The organism is Microbacterium terrisoli, from assembly GCF_030866805.1.
GTDB lineage: Bacteria > Actinomycetota > Actinomycetes > Actinomycetales > Microbacteriaceae > Microbacterium > Microbacterium terrisoli.
This window is the reverse complement of sequence record NZ_CP133019.1, coordinates 1,259,886-1,279,605: the sequence shown is the minus strand read 5'-3', so window position 1 is coordinate 1,279,605 and position 19,720 is coordinate 1,259,886. Positions and strand designations below refer to the sequence as shown.

The following is a 19,720-nucleotide window of genomic DNA, read 5'->3' as shown; positions in this document are numbered from 1 at the left end:
ATCGTGACCGACACCACCCTCGTCCTCATCGAAGTCGGCGCCCTCCTGTTCGCCATGAGCCTGCTCGGCAGGCTCGCCGCACGGTTCGGGATCTCACCGATCCCGCTGTACCTGATCGCCGGGCTCATGTTCGGCTCCGGCGGCATCCTGCCGATGAACGCCAGCGAGGACTTCTTCCGCACCGGCAGCGAGATCGGCGTGATCCTGCTGCTGGCACTGCTGGGCCTGGAGTACTCTGCCGACGAGCTGCTGCACGGCATGCGCCGCTCGAAGGCGGCGGGGCTGCTGGATGCCGTCCTGAACGCGGTGCCCGGCGCCGCGTTCGCGCTGATCCTCGGTTGGGGGCCGGCCGCAGCCGTCGCCATGGCGGGCATCTGCTGGGTCACCTCCTCCGGAGTGGCCGCGAAGCTGCTGCGGGATCTGGGTCGCATCGGAAACCGCGAGACCCCCGTCATCCTCTCGATCCTCGTGATCGAAGACCTCGCGATGGCGTTCTATCTGCCCACGGTGTCGGCGCTGGTGATCGGTGTGAGTCTGCTGCAGGGCGCTGTGCGGGTCGCGATCGCGGTGGCCGTGGTGCTGGTGATCCTGTTCGTGGCGCTGCGTTTCGGCCCGCTGATCTCGCGCATGTTCACACCCGATCTGGCAGAACCGCTGCTGCTGGGCGTGCTGGGCCTGACGATGCTGATCGCCGGGCTCGCCGAAGAGGTGAACGTGTCGGCGGCGGTGGGCGCGTTCCTTGTCGGCATCGCCCTGTCGGGCAAGGTGGCACAGTCGGCTCGAGAAGTTCTCACTCCGCTGCGCGACCTGTTCGCGGCGGTGTTCTTCATCTTCTTCGGACTGGCCACGGACGCCTCGAAGCTGCCGGCGGCGATCCTGCCGGGGATCCTGCTGGCCGTGGTCACCGCCGCCACCAAGATGCTCACCGGCTACATCGCCGCCAAGCGCGCCGGCATCGGCGTTCCCGGCCGCTGGCGTGCGGGCATCGGCTTGGTCCCGCGCGGTGAGTTCTCGATCGTCATCGCCGGGATCGCCGCCGGCACCGCGCCCCTGCTGGCCCCGCTGGCCGCCGTCTACGTGTTCACGACGGTGATCGGGGCGACCCTGCTGGCGCGCGCGAGCGAGACCGCCTGGTTCCGCCGGGTCACCACACGCAAGAAGCCGAACCCCGCGCCGGTCACGCCCGGGCAGGAAGCTCGGTGACCGGCAGCCGGCATGCGAAGTCGCGGCAGTCGTAGAGGGTCGGGCGACCGCCCATCGTGGTCTTGTCCTCGAACAGCGAGAACCCGGCATCGGCCAGCGCCTGCGCCTGCGGCGGCGTGGCCACGGCGAGCAGGTCGGCCGGTTCTGCGCGCACGGCGTCGGTGAGCGCCTCGCCGATGCCTCCGTCGATCACGACGATCTGGCGGGGCGGAGCGGCCAGCTGCGCCGCCACCCGCAGGAACGCCCCGTGTGAGAGGGGCTCGGCCAGCGCGCGCTGCGCATGCTCGCGAACGAGGGATGCCGCAGCCTCCCGGTAGCGCTCCCCCGCCCCCAACAGCCAGAGGGCGACGGCGGCCTCCGCCACAGCCGACACTCCGGAGGGGTGGTCGGAGTCCGCCCATGAGGCGGTGCCGGGCACTCCGAGCGCAGAGAGCACCTCGTCGCCGCCGCCGGGAACAGACACGGCGCCGGCGTCCAGACAGGCGTCGACCAGGTCCCGTGCGCAACGCGCATACTGCGCCTCGCCCGTTGCGGCCGTCAACGCCGCGAGCCCGGTGGCCAGCAGGCCGTAGTCCTCGAGGGTCGCCGACGCCGGCGACACGATCTCATCCAGTGAGGCTCGGCGCAGCCGTCCATCCGGGGTCATGTTGGCTTCGAGCACGGCGTCGGCAGCCCACTGCGCGGCGGCGACGAAGCGCGGCTCGCCCAGCCGCAGCCCCGCCCGCGCGAGTGCCGCGATCGCCAGCCCGTTCCAGCCCGTGACGATCTTGCCGTCGATCGCCGGGGCCGACAGCTCGGCGCGTTCGCCGGCATCGCGCAGGTAGTAGCCGCCCTCGCTGCGCTCTCCCTCGATCCAAGACTCGGAGTCCTGCGCCGCCGCGAACCCGCCGGAGGGCTGCTGCAGCACCGTGACGAGGAACTCGGCGGTACCTCGCGCCGTCGCGTCATCGCCGGCATCCAGCGCCACCTCGATGAGGCCGGCGTTGTCGGTGAGCATGCGCTCGTAGTGCGGCACCGTCCAGTCGCGACGTGTCGCATAGCGGAAGAACCCGCCGTCCACGGTGTCACGCAGGGGCGATGTCGCCATCGCCGCGAGCGCCCGCTTCGCGACCCGCCGCGCCTCGGGCTCGATGAGCGCCAACGACTGCGCCTGCAAGAAGCGCAGCGAGGGAACCGAGGGGAATTTCGGCGTCGTGATGGCGGCATCCTCTGGGGCGAAGCCGCCGAATTCGCGGTCTTCTCGGGTCAGCGCCAGCCGAGCCGACGCGGCCAGAGCGTCCACAGAGGGCAGGTCGGATGCCGCAGCCCGCGCCTCGTTCGCACTGGTCAGCGCCTGCACCACAGCGGCAGCAGTGGCATCGACTTGGTCGCGGCGGGCGGTCCAGGCCTCCCGCACTGCCGTCAGCACCTCGCGGAACGATGCGGAACCGCCGCGCGGTGTCGATGGAAAGTACGTGCCGGCGAAGAAGGCCCGCCCGTCGGGGGTGGCGAACACGCTCAGCGGCCAGCCGAGGTTCGGCGTGAAGGCTGACGCGGCCGCCAGATACGCCTCATCGACCTCCGGGTGCTCTTCGCGGTCGACCTTGATCGCCACGAAGCCGTCGTTGAGGTCGGCTGCGGTGTCGGCGTCTTCGAACGATTCGCGGGCCATCACGTGGCACCAGTGGCACGTCGAGTAGCCGATCGAGATGAACACCGGCACATCGCGCCGGGCGGCTTCGGCGAAGGCCTGCTCGCCCCAGGGGAACCAGGCGACGGGGTTGTCGGCGTGGGCGCGCAGGTACGGGCTCGCCGAGGCGGCCAGGCGGGATGTGGAGGAGGTCACGGCTCAGTTCACCTCGTCGGGATGCGAGCTCACGCGGCCCGAGCCGTCGCCGGGATCGATCGCGTCGATCGCGGCGACTTCGGCATCGGTGAGGGCGAAGTCGAACACGTCGATGTTCTGCGCGAGCCGTTCGCGGTGCACGGACTTGGGGAACAGGACGTGCTCGTGCTGCAGGTGCCAGCGGATGACGACCTGGGCCGGGCTCTTGCCGTGCGCGGAGGCGGGACCGGCGACCGCGGGGTCGTCGAAGAGGGGGTACTTGCCCTGGCCGAGCGGACCCCATGCCTCGATGCGCACGTCGTGGGCGGCCGCCCACGAGGTCACTTCGCGCTGCTGGTACGCGGGGTGCAGCTCGATCTGGTCGACGGCGGGAACGACGCCGGTGGCCGAGACGATCTTCTCGAGGTGCGGAACGAGGAAGTTCGACACGCCGATCGAGCGCGTCAGGCCCGCTTCGCGCAGCTGAATGAGCTTCTGCCATGCGTGCAGGTAGTTGTCCTTGGCGGGGGTCGGCCAGTGGATGAGATACAGGTCGAGCTTTTCGATGCCGAGCTTGTCGAGGCTCTCGGCGATCGCGGCGTTCGGCTCGTCGCCGTCGTGACGGTCGTTCCACAGCTTGGTCGTGACGAACAGCTCATCACGCGCGACGCCGCTGGCGGCGATCGCGGCGCCCACCTCGGCCTCGTTGCCATAGATCGCGGCGGTGTCGATGTGGCGGTAGCCGAGCTCGAGGGCCTCGGACACCGCGCGCTGCGCGTCGGCCGCCGGCACCTTGAACGTGCCATAGCCGAGCTGCGGGATGCGGTTGCCGTCGTTGAGCGTGATTGTGGGAACGGTCATGCCCCCAGCCTAGGAGCCGGCGCCCAGGTGTGCGCCGAGCGCACCCTCGCCGAACCCATCCTCGCCGAACACGTCTCTGTCGTCGGTGCCGGCGTCATCGATGTCGGCGTCATCTTCCGGTACCGGGTACACGAACGCGGCGGGGTCGGAGAACGGCAGCGTCGGCATCCATTCGTCGGGTCCGTCTTCGAAGATCCGCGTGCGCTGCGCTCCGCGCATCGCCGGGCGCGGGACGCGGCCAGGACCCTTGCGCCGCGGAGGCGCCCAGCCCCGCAGGGGATCGTGGAGTTCACCGCTGTCGGCGTCCCAGCCGATGGCACGGCAGGTCTTCTCACGCAGGTCGGCGATCTCGCGCTCGAGCGCGTCGATCCCGTCGGCGAGCAGCCGATACCAGCGCCATTGCTCTTCGGCGCGCACGTCGATCAGGCCCGCGTCACGCAGAACGCGCAAATGCTTGGAGCTCGACGTGCGGCTCACGCGGAACTCGGCATTGATGACATCGGCGATCTGACCCGCCGTGTGCTCGCCGCTGGCGAGGACGTCGAGGATGCGCCGCCGAATGGGATCGCCGAGCGCCCAGAACGGGTGGATGTGCGTGTGGTCCATGGTGTCATGGTGCGCCGTCGCGCCGCTGCTCCGGTCGCTTTCCACAACGTCGGCCTCGCGGCCTTGCCGTGAACCCATCTGGGGAGGAGGCCTCGCGGTGCCGGCGGCCGCCGTCCCGCCGCCGCCGTTCCGGCGACCCCGCTCCGGCAACCCCGCTCCGGCGACCCCGCTCCGGCGAAAAGGCATATACCCGAAAACCGCATTCACCCTCCGGTTCACACAGCGCCCCCCGCCTCGCAATGAGCTGTGTGAGCGAGAGGGTGAATACGAGTGAAAGGCATACCTGTGGCCGTGGCTGTGGCTGTGGCCTGGCTGTGGCCGTGGCCGTGGCCGTGACCGTGGCTGTGGCCGTGGCCGTGGCTGTGGCCGTGCCCGTGTCCGTATCGCCGCAACGGCCTGCTCCATCGCGCTGTGTGAACGGGAAGGTGAATACGCGTGAGAGGGCATGTGTGTTTTCGTGGCGGCGCTGGGCTCCGCAGCCGGCACCTCAGCCGGCACCGCAGCCGGCACCGCAGCCGACGGCGACGGCGCAGCCGTGGGCATGCGGCCAGCGCGATACGATTGAAGGCTGTGTCTGCGCCTGAACCTGTCATCGCCTATCCACCCGAGCTGCCCGTCAGTGCGGCGCGGGACGAGATCGCGCGCGCCATCGCAGACAACCAGGTCGTGATCATCGCCGGCGCCACCGGGTCGGGCAAGACCACGCAGCTCCCCAAGATCCTGCTCGAGCTCGGTCGCACGCGCATCGCGCACACGCAGCCGCGCCGCATCGCTGCGCGCAGCATCGCGGAGCGAGTGGCCGAGGAGCTGCAGGTGCCGCTGGGCACGACGGTCGGATACAAGGTCCGCTTCACCGACAAGGTCTCGGCCGACACGAAGATCGCGCTGATGACCGACGGCATCCTGCTCAACGAGATCCACCGCGACCGCCGGCTCAGCCGCTACGACGCGATCATCGTCGACGAGGCGCACGAGCGGTCGCTGAACGTCGACTTCCTCATCGGATATCTGCGCCGCATCCTGCGCACGCGCCCGGATCTGAAGATCGTGATCACCTCGGCCACGATCGACCCCGAGAGCTTCGCGGCCCACTTCGCCGCCGCGGACGGCACGCCCGCCCCCATCGTGGAGGTGTCCGGACGCACCTACCCGGTGGAGATCCGCTACCGGCCCCGCACCCCGGTCGCTGAGCGAGCGCAGCCGGACGAAGCGCCCGACGATGTCGACGGGCTCTTGGCCGCGCTGCGCGAGCTCGACCGCGAGCCGGCCGGCGACGTGCTGGTCTTCCTTCCCGGCGAGGCCGAGATCCGCGACGCGATGGATGCCGTTCGCGGCATGTACGCGCATGACGCCGCCCCCACCGAGGTGCTGCCCCTGTATGGCCGGCTGTCGTCGGCCGATCAGCACCGGGTGTTCGAACGCTCGGCGATCCCGGGCGTGCGGCGCCGCGTCATCCTCTCCACCAACGTTGCCGAGACGAGCCTGACCGTCCCCGGCATCCGTTACGTGGTGGATGCCGGAACCGCCCGCATCTCCCGCTACAGCAATCGCAGCAAGGTGCAGCGCCTGCCGATCGAGCCCATCTCGCAGGCCTCCGCCCAGCAGCGCTCGGGCCGCGCGGGGCGCACCGCACCCGGAGTCGCGATCCGCCTGTACGCCGAAGACGACTTCACCACGCGCCCGGAGTTCACCGAGCCCGAAGTGCTGCGCACGAGCCTCGCCGCCGTGGTACTGCAGATGCTCAGCCTGGGATTCGGCGACATCTCCGACTTCCCGTTCCTCACTCCCCCCGACTCTCGCGGCGTGAAGGCCGCATTCGAGCTGCTCGTCGAACTCGGCGCGGTGACGCTGCGCGCCCGGCCCGCCCCCCAGCCGAAGCTCACCGACGTCGGCCGCGAGCTGGCGCGACTTCCGATCGATCCGCGGTTCGCTCGCATGATGATCGAGGCGCGCGCCACCGGCGTGCTGGCCGAGGTGCGGGCGATCGTGGCAGGGCTGTCGATCCCCGACGTGCGCGAGCGACCCGACGACCAGCAGGAGCAGGCCGACCGTCTGCACGCGCGGTTCACCGATCCCACCAGCGATTTCTTATCGCTGCTGAACCTGTGGAACCACCTGCAGCAGCTGCAGCACGACCTCGGCTCGAGCGCCTTCCGGCGCACCTGCCGCGCCGAGCACCTGAACTACGTGCGCGTGCGGGAATGGTTCGACGTGCACCGCCAGCTCGGTTCGCTGATGAAGTCATCGGCACCGGCCGTTGAGCGAGCGAAGCGACACGAAACAACTCCCGACCCCGATGCGATCCACAAGGCGATCCTGGCGGGCCTGCTCTCGCAGATCGGCGTGCTCGACGAGCGATCGCTGGCACCGGCGGGCGATCGCAAGAAGGCCGGGGCCAGGCCCCGCAAGCCCCGCGCGGAATACGTCGGCGCCCGCGGCGCGAAGTTCACGATCTTCCCCGGTTCGGCGCTGCGCAAGAAGAGCCCGCAGGCGGTCATGTCCGCCGAACTGGTCGAGACAAGCCGCCTGTACGCCCGCACGGTGGCGGCCATCGATCCGGCGTGGGCCGAGCCGCTGGCCGGCGACCTCGCCAAACGCCAGCTGTCCGACCCGCACTGGTCGAAGGATGCCGGAGCCGCCGTCGCAAGCGAGAAAGTCACGCTGTTCGGGGTGCCCATCATCCCCCGCCGTCGCGTGCAGCTCGCCCGCATCGACCGGCCGATGGCCCGCGAGCTGTTCCTGCAGCACGCGCTGGTGGACGGCGAGTGGGACACGACCGCGCTCGAGAAGCGCCTGACCGCATTCGAGAGACGCAATCTCGAGCTGCGGCGACGGTTGGAGAAGCTCGAAGAGCGCGAGCGGCGACGCGACATCCTCGCCGGCGACGAAGCCGTCTTCGCGTTCTACGACTCCCGCGTGCCCCGAGACGTGTTCGACGTGCGCTCGTTCACGACCTGGTGGCGCGAGACGAGCTCGCGCACACCGCACCTGCTCGACATCTCCGAGGCCGACCTCGTCGACGACGCGTCGCGCGCCGACGAGCGCGACTTCCCGACCCGCTGGCGCCAGGGCGACCAGGTGCTTTCGCTCACCTATCGGTTCGAGCCGGGCGCCGTCGATGACGGCGTCACCGCCGTCGTGCCCCTCGCGCTGCTCGCGCAGCTGCGCCCGGACGGGTTCGACTGGCAGGTGCCGGGGATGCGCGACGAGCTGATCACAGCGCTGATCCGCGCTCTGCCCAAGGCGATCCGCAAGCACGTCGTCCCCGCCGCCGACTGGGCCGCGACGTTCGCCGGCGAGATCGCCGACCAGGGTCCGGAGGCACACGACGGGATGCCGCGGACCGGACTGCGCGGCGCCCTGGCCGACCGCATCCGCCGCGTCGCGAGCACCCCCGTGACGGCGGCGGATTTCGACATGGAGCGCGTGCCCGGCCACCTGCAGATCTCGTTCCGTGCCGTGGACGACCGCGGCCGCGCCGTCGGCAGCGACCGCGACCTGGCCGCCCTGCAGTCGCGTCTGGCCGACCGCGCCCGCTCCGCCGTCTCGCGATCGCTGAGCGATCCTCGCAGATCGAGCGAACCCCGCGCGTCGAGCGCGTCCCGGTCGTCGAGCGAGCCCAGCGAGTCGAAACGCGTCCCCGCGCCGACGCGCGTGGGCCCGGGGGCACTTCGGGCCGGCTCGCCCAACGCCGGGTCTTTCGCCGAGCGCAGCGCCATCACGACCTGGGACTTCGGCGACCTGCCCGACGTCGTCGACACGAAGGTGGCCGGTGGGGTGGTCCGCGGCTACCCCGCCCTCATCGATGAGGGCAAGACGGCCGCGCTGCGCATCGAGGCGACACCCGCCATGGCCGCCGCGCGCACCCGCACCGGCGTGCGACGCCTGCTGCTGCTGTCGGCGCCCAGTCCCGCCGACTACGTGCTCGACCACCTCACCTCGGCCGAGAAGCTCGCGCTGACCGCCTCGCCGTACCCGTCGGCACGCGCCGCGATCGAGGATTGCCGCGTCGCCGTGGCCGATGCCGCGCTGACCGCAGTGGCACCCGACGGCGTCATCCGCACGCGCGCCGCGTTCGACCGCGCGCAGGAGGCGCTGTCGGCCGGCATCGTCGACGACCTGTTCCAGACGGTGTCGCAGGTCTGCGGCATCCTGACCCTCGCGCGCGACGTCGAGCGCACAGTGAAGGCTACGAACGCACTGACCCTGCTGGCCGCCTTGAACGATGTGAAGACGCAGTCGGCCGGGCTGGTCTACCCCGGCTTCATCGCGCAGACCGGAACCGCGCGTCTGGCCCACCTGCCGCGGTATCTGCGCGGCGCGCTGATGAGGCTGCAGGCGCTGGGGGACAATCCCGGCCGTGACCGCACGCGCCTGACCGAGTACGAACGGGCAGCAGCGGTGTACGCCGATGCCGGAGGTGTCATCCCGCCCGCCGCAGACGCGGCCGCGCACCTCGCGCACGCACGCTGGATGCTCGAGGAATACCGCGTGAGTCTGTTCGCGCAGTCGCTGGGCACGGCCGAGTCGGTGTCGCTGCAGCGCATTGCGAAGGCCGTCGCCGGCAGCTGAGGCGGCTCTCGTGCAGTCCGGAACATGCCGGCACCACCGCCGCATTGTGGTACCGGTCTTGACGCGCCCCTGCCTGCGGGTGAAAAGTTTTCTCCCGGGTCGCTCCTCCCCAGCGATCTTTCAGAACAACTGAATCCCCGGAAGGAAGACGATGACGTCTCACGACAGTCCCACCCGCGGCCCTGCAAAACCAGGGCCGTACGTCATCTCCGGCATCCTGATTGCGATCGCGATCATCATGCCTCTCTTGGTGCCTATGTATGCGCGGCACGATCCCGTGCTATGGGGCATCCCGTTCTTCTACTGGTACCAGCTGCTCTGGGTGTTCATCGCCTCGGGGCTGCTGGCCATCTCTTACGTGATCATGCGCAAAGAAGACCGGCGCCGCCGCGCCGAGGTACGCGAAGGGAAGGGCGCCTGATGCTCGCCGTGACCGCAGCCGCTCCCGTCCCACCCAACCGTGAGGTCGACTGGCTTCCGCTGATCATCGTCGTCGTCCTGTTCGTTGTGGTGGCGATCATCGGCTTCTGGGCGTCGCGCTGGCGCACCGCTCCCGCTGACCGCGGCATGAAGACCCTGGACGAATGGGGCCTGGGCGGCCGCGGCTTCGGCACGTGGGTCACCTGGTTCCTCCTCGGCGGCGACCTGTACACCGCGTACACGTTCGTCGCGGTCCCCGCCGCCATGTGGGCCACCGGTGCGGTCAGCGGATTCTTCGCCGTGCCGTACACGATCGTGCTCTACCCGATCGTGTTCCTGCTGATGTCGCGCCTGTGGTCGGTCTCGCACCGGCACGGCTACGTCACCCCAGCCGACTTCATCGGCGGACGGTACCAGAGCCGCACGCTCGCGACCGTGGTGGCCGTGACCGGGATCGTGGCCACGATGCCCTACATCGCGCTGCAGCTGGTAGGCATCAAGTCGGTGCTGACCGTGCTGGGCCTGGGCTCGAACACGAACTGGTTCATGGCCGACCTGCCGCTGATCATCGCGTTCGTCGTGCTGGCCGCCTACACCTACACGGCGGGCCTGCGGGCTCCGGCGCTGATCGCGGTGGTCAAGGACATCCTGATCTACGCGGCGATCATCGTGGCGATCATCTACCTGCCCACCAAGTTCGGCGGATGGGATGCGATCTTCTCAGCCGCAGACACGAAGCTCAGCGCCACCAACCCCGCCACCGGAAACCCGTTCGGCGCGGTGATCCCGGGTGCGGGCAGCTTCAACGCGTACTGGACTCTCGCGCTGGGCTCGGCCATGGCGCTGTTCATGTACCCGCACTCGATCACGGGCGTGCTGGCGACCAAGAGCCGCAACACGATCCGCCGCAATGCGATGATCCTGCCGCTGTACTCGCTGATGCTCGGCGGGCTCGCGCTGCTGGGGTATGTGGCCATCAAGGCGGGCACGCAGCCCATCGACGTGAACGGCTCGATCAACGCACAGCTGGTCGTGCCGCAGCTGTTCATCGACGCGTTCCCGAAGTGGTTCGCCGGCGTCGCCCTCGCAGCGATCGCGATCGGCGCCCTGGTGCCGGCGGCGATCATGTCGATCGCGGCGTCGAACCTGTTCACCCGCAACATCTACAAGGACTACTTCAAGAAGAATGCGACGCCCGAGCAGGAGGCGAAGGCCTCCAAGCTCGTGTCGCTGGTCGTGAAGCTGGGTGCTCTGGTGTTCGTGCTGGGCATGGATCAGACCTCGGCGATCAATATGCAGCTGCTGGGCGGCGTCTGGATCCTGCAGACGTTCCCGGCGATCGTCGCGGGTCTGTACACGCGCTGGTTCAATAAGTGGGCGCTGTTCGCCGGATGGGCCGCGGGCATCATCTACGGCACGGTGGCGGCGTACAACGTCGTCAACCCCGTCACGCACAACCATTTCGGCGGTTCGGTCGCGAACTTCCCGTTCACCGAGGTGCCGGTGTACATCGGTGTGTCGGCGTTCGTGGTCAACGCGGTCATCGCGGTCGGTCTGACGCTGATCCTGCGGGCCTTCAAGGTCAAGGACACCGGCGACACGACTCGGCCGAGCGACTACGGTGCAGACGAGCACGACCCGAAGGTCGTCGAGATCGAGCGCGCTGCCGCAGCCGAAGAGGCCAACCCGCTCGCGCAGGACGCCCGACCCGACATGACGTTGTGATCGCCATACCGTGACAGGCTGGAGGGTATGACGCAGGCGATCCAATACACCGCTTTCGGTGGACCCGACGTTCTGACCCTCGTGCACACGACCTCCCCGGCACCCGCTGCCGGGGAGGTCGCGGTGCGTGTGGCGGCGGCGGGCGTCAACCCGGTCGATGCGAAGATCCGATCGGGGCTGCGGCCCACGGGCGAGATCACGACCCCGCGCGGGGTGGGCGACGATGGTGCGGGAACGATCACCGCGGTCGGCGCCGACGTCGTGGGGTTCCGACCGGGCGACGAGGTGATCGTGTTCGGCGTCAAGGGCACCTACGCGACCGACATCGTCGTGCCCTGTCAGAACGTGCAGCCGCGTCCGCCCGCGGTCTCGGCGGCCGAGGGCGCGGCCCTGGGCGTGCCCGCGGGCACGGCCTACCAGACGCTGCGCAGCATCGACGTGCGGGCGGGCGACACGCTGCTCGTGCACGGCGGTTCGGGCGCCGTGGGGCAGGCCGTGGTGCAGCTCGCAGTGCTGTGGGGTGCGGCAGTGGTCGCCACGGCATCCCCTCGCCGGCATGATCGCCTGCGCGCGCTCGGCGCCATCCCCGTCGCGTACGGCGACGGGCTCGAACAGCGCGTGCGCGAGGCAGCCGGGGCGAAAGGCGTGACGTGCGTCATCGACATCGCCGGAACCGACGAGGCGATCGACGTGTCGCTGAGGCTGTGCGCGGACCGCACCCGTATCGCGACCCTGGTGCGGGGGAAGGATGCCGCATCCCTCGGCATTCTCGCCTTTCTGGGCGGCGCGCCCGACCCGCTGACAGCGCGCGAGCTGCAGCTGCGCGCCGAGGCGATGCCCGTGGTGCTCGCCCTGATGGCGGCAGGTCGCTTCAGCGTCGAGCTGGGCCCGTCGTTCCCCCTGGCGGATGCGGTGCAGGCGCACCTCGCGCTGGAGTCCGGGGTCGACGGCAAGATCACGCTGATCCCGTGACTGCTCTGCACGACGCGCCGCAGCACGATGAGCCGCATACTGATCCGCCTCCGCCGACTCGAACAGGCACGACACTCACTCTGGCCTGCAGGTCGCACAGGTATTTGAATCCGCAGGTCGACGCCGTCCCGACCCCTCGATTCGCTGCGCTCACTCAGGCCCGGTGGCCACAGGCCGACCGGGCGTGTTCGACCATTGGCTCCATGATCCGGGGTAGACGGTGACGTCGATCCCGGCGAGGGCTCCGGCCAGCGCGGTGTGCGCGGCGGTGATCCCCGATCCGCAATAGGCGGCGACGTCCACGCCGGGCCGCGCACCCACGCTCTCGAACGCCGCGCGCAGGGCCGCAGCATCCCTGAACCGTCCGTCGGCAAGATGCACGAGGCTCGGCAGGTTCACAGCCCCCGGAATGTGGCCCGCGAGCGGGTCCAGCGGCTCGTTCTCGCCACGGAAGCGCTCGGGCGAGCGCACGTCCAGCAGCACCCCGTGGTCGGGCCACGCGGCCGCGTCGTCGATGGATGCCGCCCCCGCGGTGCGCTCGTGCAGCGTGACCGACCCCGGCCCGGGCCGTTGGTCACCGGTCGCCACGGGCAGACCCGCGCCCGTCCAGGCGCGGTAGCCGCCGTCGAGCACCCGGACATCCGAGACCCCCGCACCGGTGAGCAGCCACCAGGCGCGGGCGGCACCCATGCTGTTCCAGTCGTCGTACACGACGATGGTGTCTGCGTCATCCACGCCCCAGCCTCTGGCCGCCCCCTGCAGGTCCTCGAGGCTCGGAACAGGATGACGACCGTCTTCGGGCCGACCCACGTGCGCGAGTTCTCCATCGAGGTCGACGTAGACGGCGCCGGGCACATGCCCGTCGAGATATTCGGGATGGCCGTCGGGCCGATCGAGGCGATAGCGCACGTCCAGCACGCGGACGGGGGCGTCGTCCGGAGAATCGGAGGCCAGCAGAAGAGACAGCTCTTCGGCGGTGATGAGCGGATGCATGACTCCATCGTGCCGCAACACTTCGACACACGCCGCCGAGCCCGCGCAGACCCGAGACCACAATGGAGGCATGTCCGAGAACTCCGACTGTCCCACTCCGGCCTTCGCCACCGCGCAGGTGCGCTCGGGCTTCTCGGCGCAGACAGCGCCGGCGGCCGCCGTGCCGCCGATCTACCAGTCGAACGCGTTCGAGTTCGAGTCGCTCACCCACGCCGCCGACCTGTTCGCACACCGCCGCGACGGCGACGTCTATTCGCGCACCGCGAACCCCACCGTCACCGTGTTCGAGCAGCGTCTGGCTGCCCTCGAGGGCGGTTCGGCCTCGGCGGGTCTGGCCTCGGGTCAGGCGGCGGTGGCCGTGGCGCTGCTGGCACTGGCCGGTCGCGGCGGCCACATCGTCGCGGCGACCCAGCTGTACGGCGGCACCGTCGACCTGCTCGAAGACACGCTGCCGGACTGGGGCATCACGACCACATTCGTCGATCAGGACGACATCGACGCGTGGCGCGCGGCCGTGCGCCCCGAGACCCGCGCGCTGTTCGCCGAGACCGTGGCCAACCCCGTCGCCCAGGTGCTCGACGTGCGTGCCGTGGCAGAGATCGCCCACGAGGCGGGGGTTCCCCTGGTCGTCGACAACACGGTGGCCACGCCCTATCTGCAGCGGCCGAAAGAGTTCGGTGCCGACATCAGCGTGCACTCGGCGACGAAGTTCATCGGCGGGCACGGATCGGTCATGGGCGGCGCGATCGTCGACCTCGGCACTTTCGACTTCACCGCCCAGCCTGCGAAGTGGCCGGCTCTCACCGAGCCGTCGCGCCGGGTGCCCGGCGAGAGCCTGGTCGAGCACTTCGCGAGCGGTTCGCCGTTCATCGCGCTCATCAAAGCAAAGTACATGCACGATCTGGGCCCGACGCTGTCGGCGTCCAGCGCCTTCCAGCTGCTGCAGGGACTGGAGACCCTGGACCTGCGCATGCAGCGCCACTCGTCCTCCGCGCAGCGCGTGGCCGAGCACCTGGCCGCACACCCCGCAGTCGCACGGGTGCACCACCCGGGGCTGGCAGGCAACGCCGGTCACGCGGCGGCCGCCGAATACCTGCCGCGCGGGGTGCCGTCGGTGTTCTCGATCGACCTGCACGCCACGGGCGACGAGGCCGCAGACTTCGCCCGTGTGGAGGCCTTCATCGCCGGGCTGCGCGTGGTGCGCCTGCTGGCCAACATCGGCGATGCGCGCAGCATCGTCACCCACCCGGCCTCGATGACCCACAGCCACCTCTCGCGCTCGCAGCTGGCCGAGGCCGGAATCTCCACCACCACGGTGCGGCTGTCGATCGGCCTCGAAGACCCGGACGACCTGATCGCCGACCTCGACCGGGGGCTGGCCGCCATCTGACGTTGCGACCCCCGCGTTCTCAGTAACCTGAGGGTATGACTTCTTCTCGCGCGCATCTTCGCTGGGGCATCCTCGCCACCGGCGGCATCGCCCACGCCTTCACCTCGGATCTGCGCACGGCGGGCCTCAGCGTCCAGGCGGTGGGTTCGCGCCGGAAGGAGGCCGCCGATGCGTTCGCCGCATCCTTCGAGATCCCGAGCGCGTACGGCTCCTATGAGCAGCTGGTCAGCGACCCCGATGTCGACATCGTCTATGTCGCGACCCCGCACACGCTGCACGCAGAGGACGCGATGCTGGCGCTCGAACACGGCAAGCACGTGCTCATCGAAAAGCCCCTGACGGCCAACGCACGCGAGGCGGCGGCCGTTCGCGAGGCGGCCGCCTCACGCGGGCTGCTGGCGATGGAGGCGATGTGGACGCGGTATCTGCCCCACATGCGTCGCATCCATGAGCTGCTGGATGCCGGTGCCCTCGGCGAGGTGCGCACAGTGTTCGCCGACCACACCCAGAGCCTGCCGACCGACCCTGCGCACCGCATAAACGCGCTGAAGCTCGGCGGCGGGGCTCTGCTGGACCTGGGCATCTACCCGGTCTCGTTCGTGTGCGACATCCTCGGCGCGCCCACCTCGGTTCTCGCTCAGGCACGGCTGGGCGAGACCGGCGCCGACACCGAGGTCGCCACGATCTTCACGCACGCAGGCGGTGCCGTCTCGACCACACTCAGCTCGTCGCGGGCCGCCGGCCCCAACACCGCGCACATCGTCGGGACCGACGCGCGCATCGACATCGATCGGGTCTGGTACTGCCCGACGACGTTCCGCCTCAGCGCACCGGACGGCACGGTGATCGAAGAGTTCAGCAGCCGGGTCGACGGACGAGGCATGCAGTATCAGGCGCTGGCTGCAGAAGAGATCATCGCCGCGGGCGACCGCGACAGCGCCATCCTGCCCATCGACGAGTCGGTGGCGATCATGGCCACGCTCGACAAGATCCGGCGGCAGATCGGCGTGCGCTACGGCGCGGACGGGCCCGACGGGTCCTGAGGCGGCTCCTGCGCCCCGCCCTGCTGGCGACGGCGCAGCTCGGCGCGCAGCCTGTCTTCTTCGATCTCGCGCTCAAGATCGGCCAGCTGCTGCTCGGTGGTGCGCGGATCGTAGGGCCCGGAAGGCACAGACGGCGGCGCCGGCGGCACGCGCCGTGACGGGCGCGGTGCCCGCGGAGCGCGGGACACGTGCTCGGGGTACTCCCGCCCGATCGTGAACCAGAGGATGACGCCCAGCAGCGGCAGCAGGATCACCAGAATCAGCCAGACGAATTTGGGCATGTGCTTGATCTGGCTGTCGTCGCGCGTCACGATGTCGACGATGGCCACGACCATGGCCGCCAGGACCAGCAGGGGGAACACGAACGACATGACACCGAGCATAAGGGCGACCTGACACACTGGAGTCATGCCCACCTCACAGGATGCCCGCGTCGCCGTCTATCTCGACTTCGACAACATCGTGATGTCCTGGTACGACCGCGTACACGGCCGCAACTCGTATTCGCGCGACAGGCAACGCATCTCCGCGGACGTGTCCGAGCCCGAGATCGCCCAGCGCCTGGCCGAGGCGACCATCGACGTCGGCGCGATCATCGACTACGCAGCCTCGTTCGGAACGCTCGTTCTCACCCGCGCCTACGCCGACTGGTCGAGCCCTGTCAACGCCGAGTACCGGCAGCAGCTCGTGGCGCGTGCCGTCGACCTCGTGCAGCTGTTCCCGGCCGCCGCTTATGCGAAGAACGGCGCTGACATCCGTTTGGCCGTCGACGCCGTTGAAGACATGTTCCGCCTGCCCGACCTCACGCACGTGGTCATCGTCGGCGGTGACAGCGACTACGTCCCCCTCGCGCAGCGCTGCAAGCGACTCGGCAGGTTCGTGGTCGGCGTGGGCGTTGCCGGCTCCACGGCCAAGTCGCTGGCCGCCGCCTGCGACCAGTTCGACGACTACGACTCGCTGCCGGGCATCACCGCACCCAAACCGGTCACGAAGAGCGAGACGAAGGATGCCGCACCCACTCGCAAGCGCAAGAAGAAGGAAGAGCCCGACCCGGCCGGGGAACTGCTCGAACGGGCGCTGGTGCTCGAGCACGTGCGCACCGACGACGAATGGATGCACCTGTCGGCGGTGAAGAACCTGCTGCGGCGGATGGACCCCTCCTTCAGCGAGAAGGCGCTGGGCCACAAGTCGTTCTCGGACTTCGTGAAAGCTCATGGCGACGTCGCCGAACTCGACGAGTCGACCAACATCGTCCGCGTACGGCTGCAGCCCGCTCGCGCCTGACGCATTTCTGGCGCGCGCCTGCAGAGCGCGATAACGTGAGCGAGTGCGTGACGAACTGGACATCACTGCCGACGACAGACCATGAGCCTGCCTCCGCTGCGGCGCCTTCCCGACGGCACCGTCAAGCAGGTCGGACCCCTCACCGGCACCCGGGTGTGGACGATCCCGGGACGCGCGAACAGGCCGCTGGCGACTGCGCGCCCTGACGCGCGCGCCCTCGAATCGGGCGAGCACACCCGGCTGTGCGCGTTCTGCCAGGACCGTTACCTGGAGACCACGCCCGAGAAGGAGCGGCTGGTCGGCGATTCGTACGAGCGGATCGGCCGCGTCGCGGCATCCGCCCTGCAGGATTCGGTCGCCGAGTTCCGCCGCTTCGGCAACCTGTATGAGATCGTCTCGGCCGAGTACTGGCGCACGAACCATGACTTCCAGCCTGCCGCCGACGTGGTCGCGTGGGTCGACGACTACCTCGCCGACCCCGCCGGGCGCGCGCACATCCAGGCCCTCGTCGCCACCCGATCGGCCGCCAACGGCGCGTCCGCAGATCTGCGCGCCACCGCACTCGACCTCATCGGCGGCTCGCACGACGTGATCGTGGCCCGCCGGCATGTGCGCGACGGCGCGACGCGCGACGACGAGCTCGCCTCCAGCGGCGAACTGACGCCCGACGAGCACGCCGTCTACATGACATTCACCGCGCGGGCCGCGCGCGAGATCGCCGACTCGCAGCCGTACGCGGCGTATGTGTCGGTGTTCCAGAACTGGTTGCGCCCGGCCGGCGCCTCGTTCGAGCACCTGCACAAGCAGATCGTGGCAATCGACGAGTACGGGCCGCAGACCGAGCGCGAGCTGGCGCTGCTGCAGGAGGATCCGCGCCTGTACCAGCACGCCGTCGCCGACCTCTCGGTGCGCGAGCACCTGATCGTGGCCGCCACCGACGGTGCGGTCGCCTTCGCGGGAATCGGTCACCGGTATCCGGCGTTCGAGGTGTACTCGACGTGTGCCGCACAGCATCCTGCCGACCATTCGGCAAGCGAGCTTCGCGCGGTCTCGGACCTCGTGCATGCGCTGCACGCGGTCACCGGTGTGCTCGTTCCGACCAACGAGGAGTGGCACTACCAGCCGCGACGGGCCGGCGTGCCGATGCCGTGGCGCGTCGTGATCAAGGCACGGCTGTCGATCGCCGCGGGCTTCGAGGGCGGCACCAAGGTGTACGTCAACACGATCGACCCGTGGACGCTGCGTCAGCGCGCCGTCGACGACCTGCAGCACCTTCGCGACGCAGGTCGGATCTCCGCAGACGTGCGCATCGGCGACGAGTGCACCCCGGCGGACGCGCGCCTGCATTATGCCGACTGACCTGCCTCCCGACACGCCGACTGAGATGCCGACCGATGGCTGAGGTATCGTTGCGCGGCACCCGCGGGCAGATCCTGCTCTCGCTCATGCTGGGCACGTTCCTGATCGCGATCGACTCGACGATCCTGGCCACGGCCGTACCGACCATCGTCGGCGAACTCGGCGGGTTCAGCCAGTTCCCGTGGCTGTTCTCCATCTACCTGCTCGGCCAGGCGGCCTCGGTGCCCGTCTATGCGAAGCTGTGCGACACGTTCGGGCGCAAACCGGTCATGCTCTTCGGCATCGGCCTGTTCCTTGCGGGCTCGATCCTGTCGGCCACGGCCTGGAGCATGACCGTGCTCATCATCTTCCGCGCGATCCAGGGCCTGGGCGCCGGGGCCATCATGCCGTCCAGCATGACCATCGCCGGCGACATCTACACCGTGCGCGAGCGAGCCACTGCGCAGGCATACCTGGCCAGCGTCTGGGCGATCTCGGCGGTGGCCGGTCCGACGCTCGGCGGCGTGTTCGCCCAGTTCTTCAGCTGGCGGTGGATCTTCTGGGTCAACGTGCCGATGGGGCTACTGGCGGCATTCATGCTGATCCGCAGCTATCACGAGTCCTTCGAGCGGACCAAGCAGCGCATCGACATCACCGGGGCGACGCTTCTGACGACGGCGCTCGTGCTGCTGGTGCTCGGCGTACTCGAGGGCGGTCAGGGCTGGGCATGGGGCAGCTGGCAGAGTGTGGGATGCTTCGCCGTGGGCGCCGCGCTTCTGGTGGCATTCGCAGTCGTCGAGCGGCGGGCCGCCGATCCCGTGCTCGCCCCGTGGGTGACGCGCGACCGGGTCGTGGTCACCACCTCGCTCGCCTCGCTCGGCGTCGGCGCCGTCACGATCGGCCTCACCTCGTTCGTGCCGACCTTCCTGGAGCAGACGGCGGGGGCCGTGCCGCTGCTTGCGGGCCTGGCCGTGGCCGCGCAGAGCATCGGCTGGCCGATCTCGGGGAGTCTGGCCGGACGGTTCTATCTGCGCATCGGATTCCGCGCGACGATGGTCATCGGCAGCACGATGACCCTGATCGGCGCGGTCGCGCTCACGCTGTTCTCGTTCACGCCGTCGGTGTGGCTGACTGCCGCCGGATGCATCGCGGTGGGGCTGGGCCTCGGGCTCGTGGCCAACCCGGCGCTGATCGCTGCGCAGTCCTCGGTCGGCCTGCGCGAGCGCGGCGTCGTGTCGGGCACCAACACACTGGCCCGCGCGGTCGGCAGCGCCGTCGGCGTTGCCGTCTACGGCGCGATCGCGAACGCGGTCATCGCCGCGCGCGGCGGTCAGGGCGACCCTGCGGCGATCCAGGCCGGGTCGACCGCCGTGTTCGTCTCGGTCGCCGTCTCGGCCGCCCTGCTGATCGCGTGCACGGTGTTCGTCCCGCGCGTGCCCATCAGCGACGAGTAGCGCTCCGTGCCACCGCCCGAGCTTCACCCGAGATGAGGGCGGCCGGCCCAGACGA

The 19,720-nt window shown here is 69.8% G+C and carries 15 protein-coding genes; 10 read left to right on the top strand and 5 right to left on the bottom strand.

Features of this window, described 5'->3' with window-relative positions; all coding sequences use genetic code 11:
- Positions 1-3: 3 nt before the first annotated feature.
- Complete coding sequence (locus QU603_RS05300; protein WP_308493451.1) at positions 4-1,203, top strand: cation:proton antiporter; 1,200 nt, start codon at positions 4-6, stop codon at positions 1,201-1,203.
- Here QU603_RS05300 and QU603_RS05295 read toward each other — a convergent pair.
- The 3 genes from QU603_RS05295 to QU603_RS05285 are packed head-to-tail and all read right to left on the bottom strand — an operon-like array spanning position 1,178 to position 4,474.
- The gene (locus tag QU603_RS05295; protein ID WP_308493450.1) at positions 1,178-3,028 is read right to left on the bottom strand and encodes a thioredoxin domain-containing protein; all 1,851 of its coding nucleotides are present in this window, start codon (positions 3,026-3,028) and stop codon (positions 1,178-1,180) included. The two genes, QU603_RS05300 and QU603_RS05295, sit on opposite strands and share 26 nt — an antisense overlap.
- Before the next feature lie 3 nt (positions 3,029-3,031).
- Positions 3,032-3,868 carry an aldo/keto reductase gene (locus QU603_RS05290; protein ID WP_308493449.1) on the bottom strand — a complete coding sequence of 279 codons (837 nt, stop codon included), beginning with the start codon at positions 3,866-3,868 and terminating at the stop codon, positions 3,032-3,034.
- Positions 3,869-3,877: 9 nt separating this feature from the next.
- The gene (locus QU603_RS05285; RefSeq protein ID WP_308493448.1) at positions 3,878-4,474 is read right to left on the bottom strand and encodes an ArsR/SmtB family transcription factor; all 597 of its coding nucleotides are present in this window, start codon (positions 4,472-4,474) and stop codon (positions 3,878-3,880) included.
- Between the two features lie 570 nt (positions 4,475-5,044).
- Between QU603_RS05285 and hrpA the strand changes: the two genes are divergently transcribed.
- The 4 genes from hrpA (at position 5,045) to QU603_RS05265 (ending at position 12,163) form a co-directional block, all read left to right on the top strand.
- Positions 5,045-9,046 carry an ATP-dependent RNA helicase HrpA gene (hrpA, locus tag QU603_RS05280; RefSeq protein ID WP_370655331.1) on the top strand — a complete coding sequence of 1,334 codons (4,002 nt, stop codon included), beginning with the start codon at positions 5,045-5,047 and terminating at the stop codon, positions 9,044-9,046.
- A 151-nt stretch (positions 9,047-9,197) separates the two neighbouring features.
- Positions 9,198-9,467 carry a DUF3311 domain-containing protein gene (locus tag QU603_RS05275; protein WP_308493446.1) on the top strand — a complete coding sequence of 90 codons (270 nt, stop codon included), beginning with the start codon at positions 9,198-9,200 and terminating at the stop codon, positions 9,465-9,467.
- Positions 9,467-11,191 (top strand): monocarboxylate uptake permease MctP, encoded by a 1,725-nt coding sequence (mctP, locus tag QU603_RS05270; protein WP_308493445.1) that lies wholly within the window; start codon positions 9,467-9,469, stop codon positions 11,189-11,191. The genes QU603_RS05275 and mctP overlap by 1 nt, the downstream gene beginning before the upstream one ends.
- 27 nt (positions 11,192-11,218) lie before the next feature.
- The gene (locus tag QU603_RS05265) at positions 11,219-12,163 is read left to right on the top strand and encodes a quinone oxidoreductase family protein (RefSeq protein ID WP_308493444.1); all 945 of its coding nucleotides are present in this window, start codon (positions 11,219-11,221) and stop codon (positions 12,161-12,163) included.
- A 150-nt stretch (positions 12,164-12,313) separates the two neighbouring features.
- On the opposite strand, the gene QU603_RS05260 is transcribed toward QU603_RS05265, so the two are convergent.
- Positions 12,314-13,156 (bottom strand): sulfurtransferase, encoded by an 843-nt coding sequence (locus QU603_RS05260; RefSeq protein ID WP_308493443.1) that lies wholly within the window; start codon positions 13,154-13,156, stop codon positions 12,314-12,316.
- Positions 13,157-13,226: 70 nt separating this feature from the next.
- Between QU603_RS05260 and QU603_RS05255 the strand changes: the two genes are divergently transcribed.
- Together QU603_RS05255 and QU603_RS05250 are read left to right on the top strand one after the other, a co-directional pair.
- A complete protein-coding gene (locus tag QU603_RS05255; protein WP_308493442.1) occupies positions 13,227-14,546 on the top strand; it encodes an O-acetylhomoserine aminocarboxypropyltransferase/cysteine synthase family protein in 1,320 nt (439 codons plus the stop codon).
- 35 nt (positions 14,547-14,581) lie between these two features.
- On the top strand, positions 14,582-15,589 hold the full coding sequence (locus tag QU603_RS05250; RefSeq protein ID WP_308493441.1) for a Gfo/Idh/MocA family protein: 1,008 nt from the start codon (positions 14,582-14,584) through the stop codon (positions 15,587-15,589).
- On the opposite strand, the gene QU603_RS05245 is transcribed toward QU603_RS05250, so the two are convergent.
- Positions 15,559-15,960, bottom strand: a complete 402-nt coding sequence (locus QU603_RS05245) for a PLDc N-terminal domain-containing protein (protein ID WP_308493440.1) — start codon at positions 15,958-15,960, stop codon at positions 15,559-15,561. The two genes, QU603_RS05250 and QU603_RS05245, sit on opposite strands and share 31 nt — an antisense overlap.
- A gap of 37 nt (positions 15,961-15,997) precedes the next feature.
- Here QU603_RS05245 and QU603_RS05240 point away from each other — a divergent pair, with 37 nt between their 5' ends.
- From QU603_RS05240 to QU603_RS05230, 3 genes are all read left to right on the top strand, one after another.
- On the top strand, positions 15,998-16,873 hold the full coding sequence (locus QU603_RS05240; protein WP_308493439.1) for an NYN domain-containing protein: 876 nt from the start codon (positions 15,998-16,000) through the stop codon (positions 16,871-16,873).
- An 81-nt stretch (positions 16,874-16,954) separates the two neighbouring features.
- Positions 16,955-18,232, top strand: a complete 1,278-nt coding sequence (locus tag QU603_RS05235; RefSeq protein ID WP_308493438.1) for a DUF4921 family protein — start codon at positions 16,955-16,957, stop codon at positions 18,230-18,232.
- A 35-nt stretch (positions 18,233-18,267) separates the two neighbouring features.
- Positions 18,268-19,665, top strand: a complete 1,398-nt coding sequence (locus QU603_RS05230; RefSeq protein ID WP_308493437.1) for an MDR family MFS transporter — start codon at positions 18,268-18,270, stop codon at positions 19,663-19,665.
- Positions 19,666-19,720: the final 55 nt, after the last annotated feature.

What these genes read in the sequence shown, in the direction of transcription:
- QU603_RS05290 (WP_308493449.1), bottom strand. Translation starts at nt 3,868, where the DNA reads ATGACCGTTCCCACAATCACGCTCAACGACGGCAACCGCATCCCGCAG.
- QU603_RS05285 (WP_308493448.1), bottom strand. Translation starts at nt 4,474, where the DNA reads ATGGACCACACGCACATCCACCCGTTCTGGGCGCTCGGCGATCCCATT.
- QU603_RS05275 (WP_308493446.1), top strand. Translation starts at nt 9,198, where the DNA reads ATGACGTCTCACGACAGTCCCACCCGCGGCCCTGCAAAACCAGGGCCG.
- mctP (WP_308493445.1), top strand. Translation starts at nt 9,467, where the DNA reads ATGCTCGCCGTGACCGCAGCCGCTCCCGTCCCACCCAACCGTGAGGTC.
- QU603_RS05265 (WP_308493444.1), top strand. Translation starts at nt 11,219, where the DNA reads ATGACGCAGGCGATCCAATACACCGCTTTCGGTGGACCCGACGTTCTG.
- QU603_RS05260 (WP_308493443.1), bottom strand. Translation starts at nt 13,156, where the DNA reads ATGCATCCGCTCATCACCGCCGAAGAGCTGTCTCTTCTGCTGGCCTCC.
- QU603_RS05255 (WP_308493442.1), top strand. Translation starts at nt 13,227, where the DNA reads ATGTCCGAGAACTCCGACTGTCCCACTCCGGCCTTCGCCACCGCGCAG.
- QU603_RS05250 (WP_308493441.1), top strand. Translation starts at nt 14,582, where the DNA reads ATGACTTCTTCTCGCGCGCATCTTCGCTGGGGCATCCTCGCCACCGGC.
- QU603_RS05245 (WP_308493440.1), bottom strand. Translation starts at nt 15,960, where the DNA reads ATGTCGTTCGTGTTCCCCCTGCTGGTCCTGGCGGCCATGGTCGTGGCC.
- QU603_RS05240 (WP_308493439.1), top strand. Translation starts at nt 15,998, where the DNA reads ATGCCCACCTCACAGGATGCCCGCGTCGCCGTCTATCTCGACTTCGAC.
- QU603_RS05235 (WP_308493438.1), top strand. Translation starts at nt 16,955, where the DNA reads ATGAGCCTGCCTCCGCTGCGGCGCCTTCCCGACGGCACCGTCAAGCAG.
- QU603_RS05230 (WP_308493437.1), top strand. Translation starts at nt 18,268, where the DNA reads ATGGCTGAGGTATCGTTGCGCGGCACCCGCGGGCAGATCCTGCTCTCG.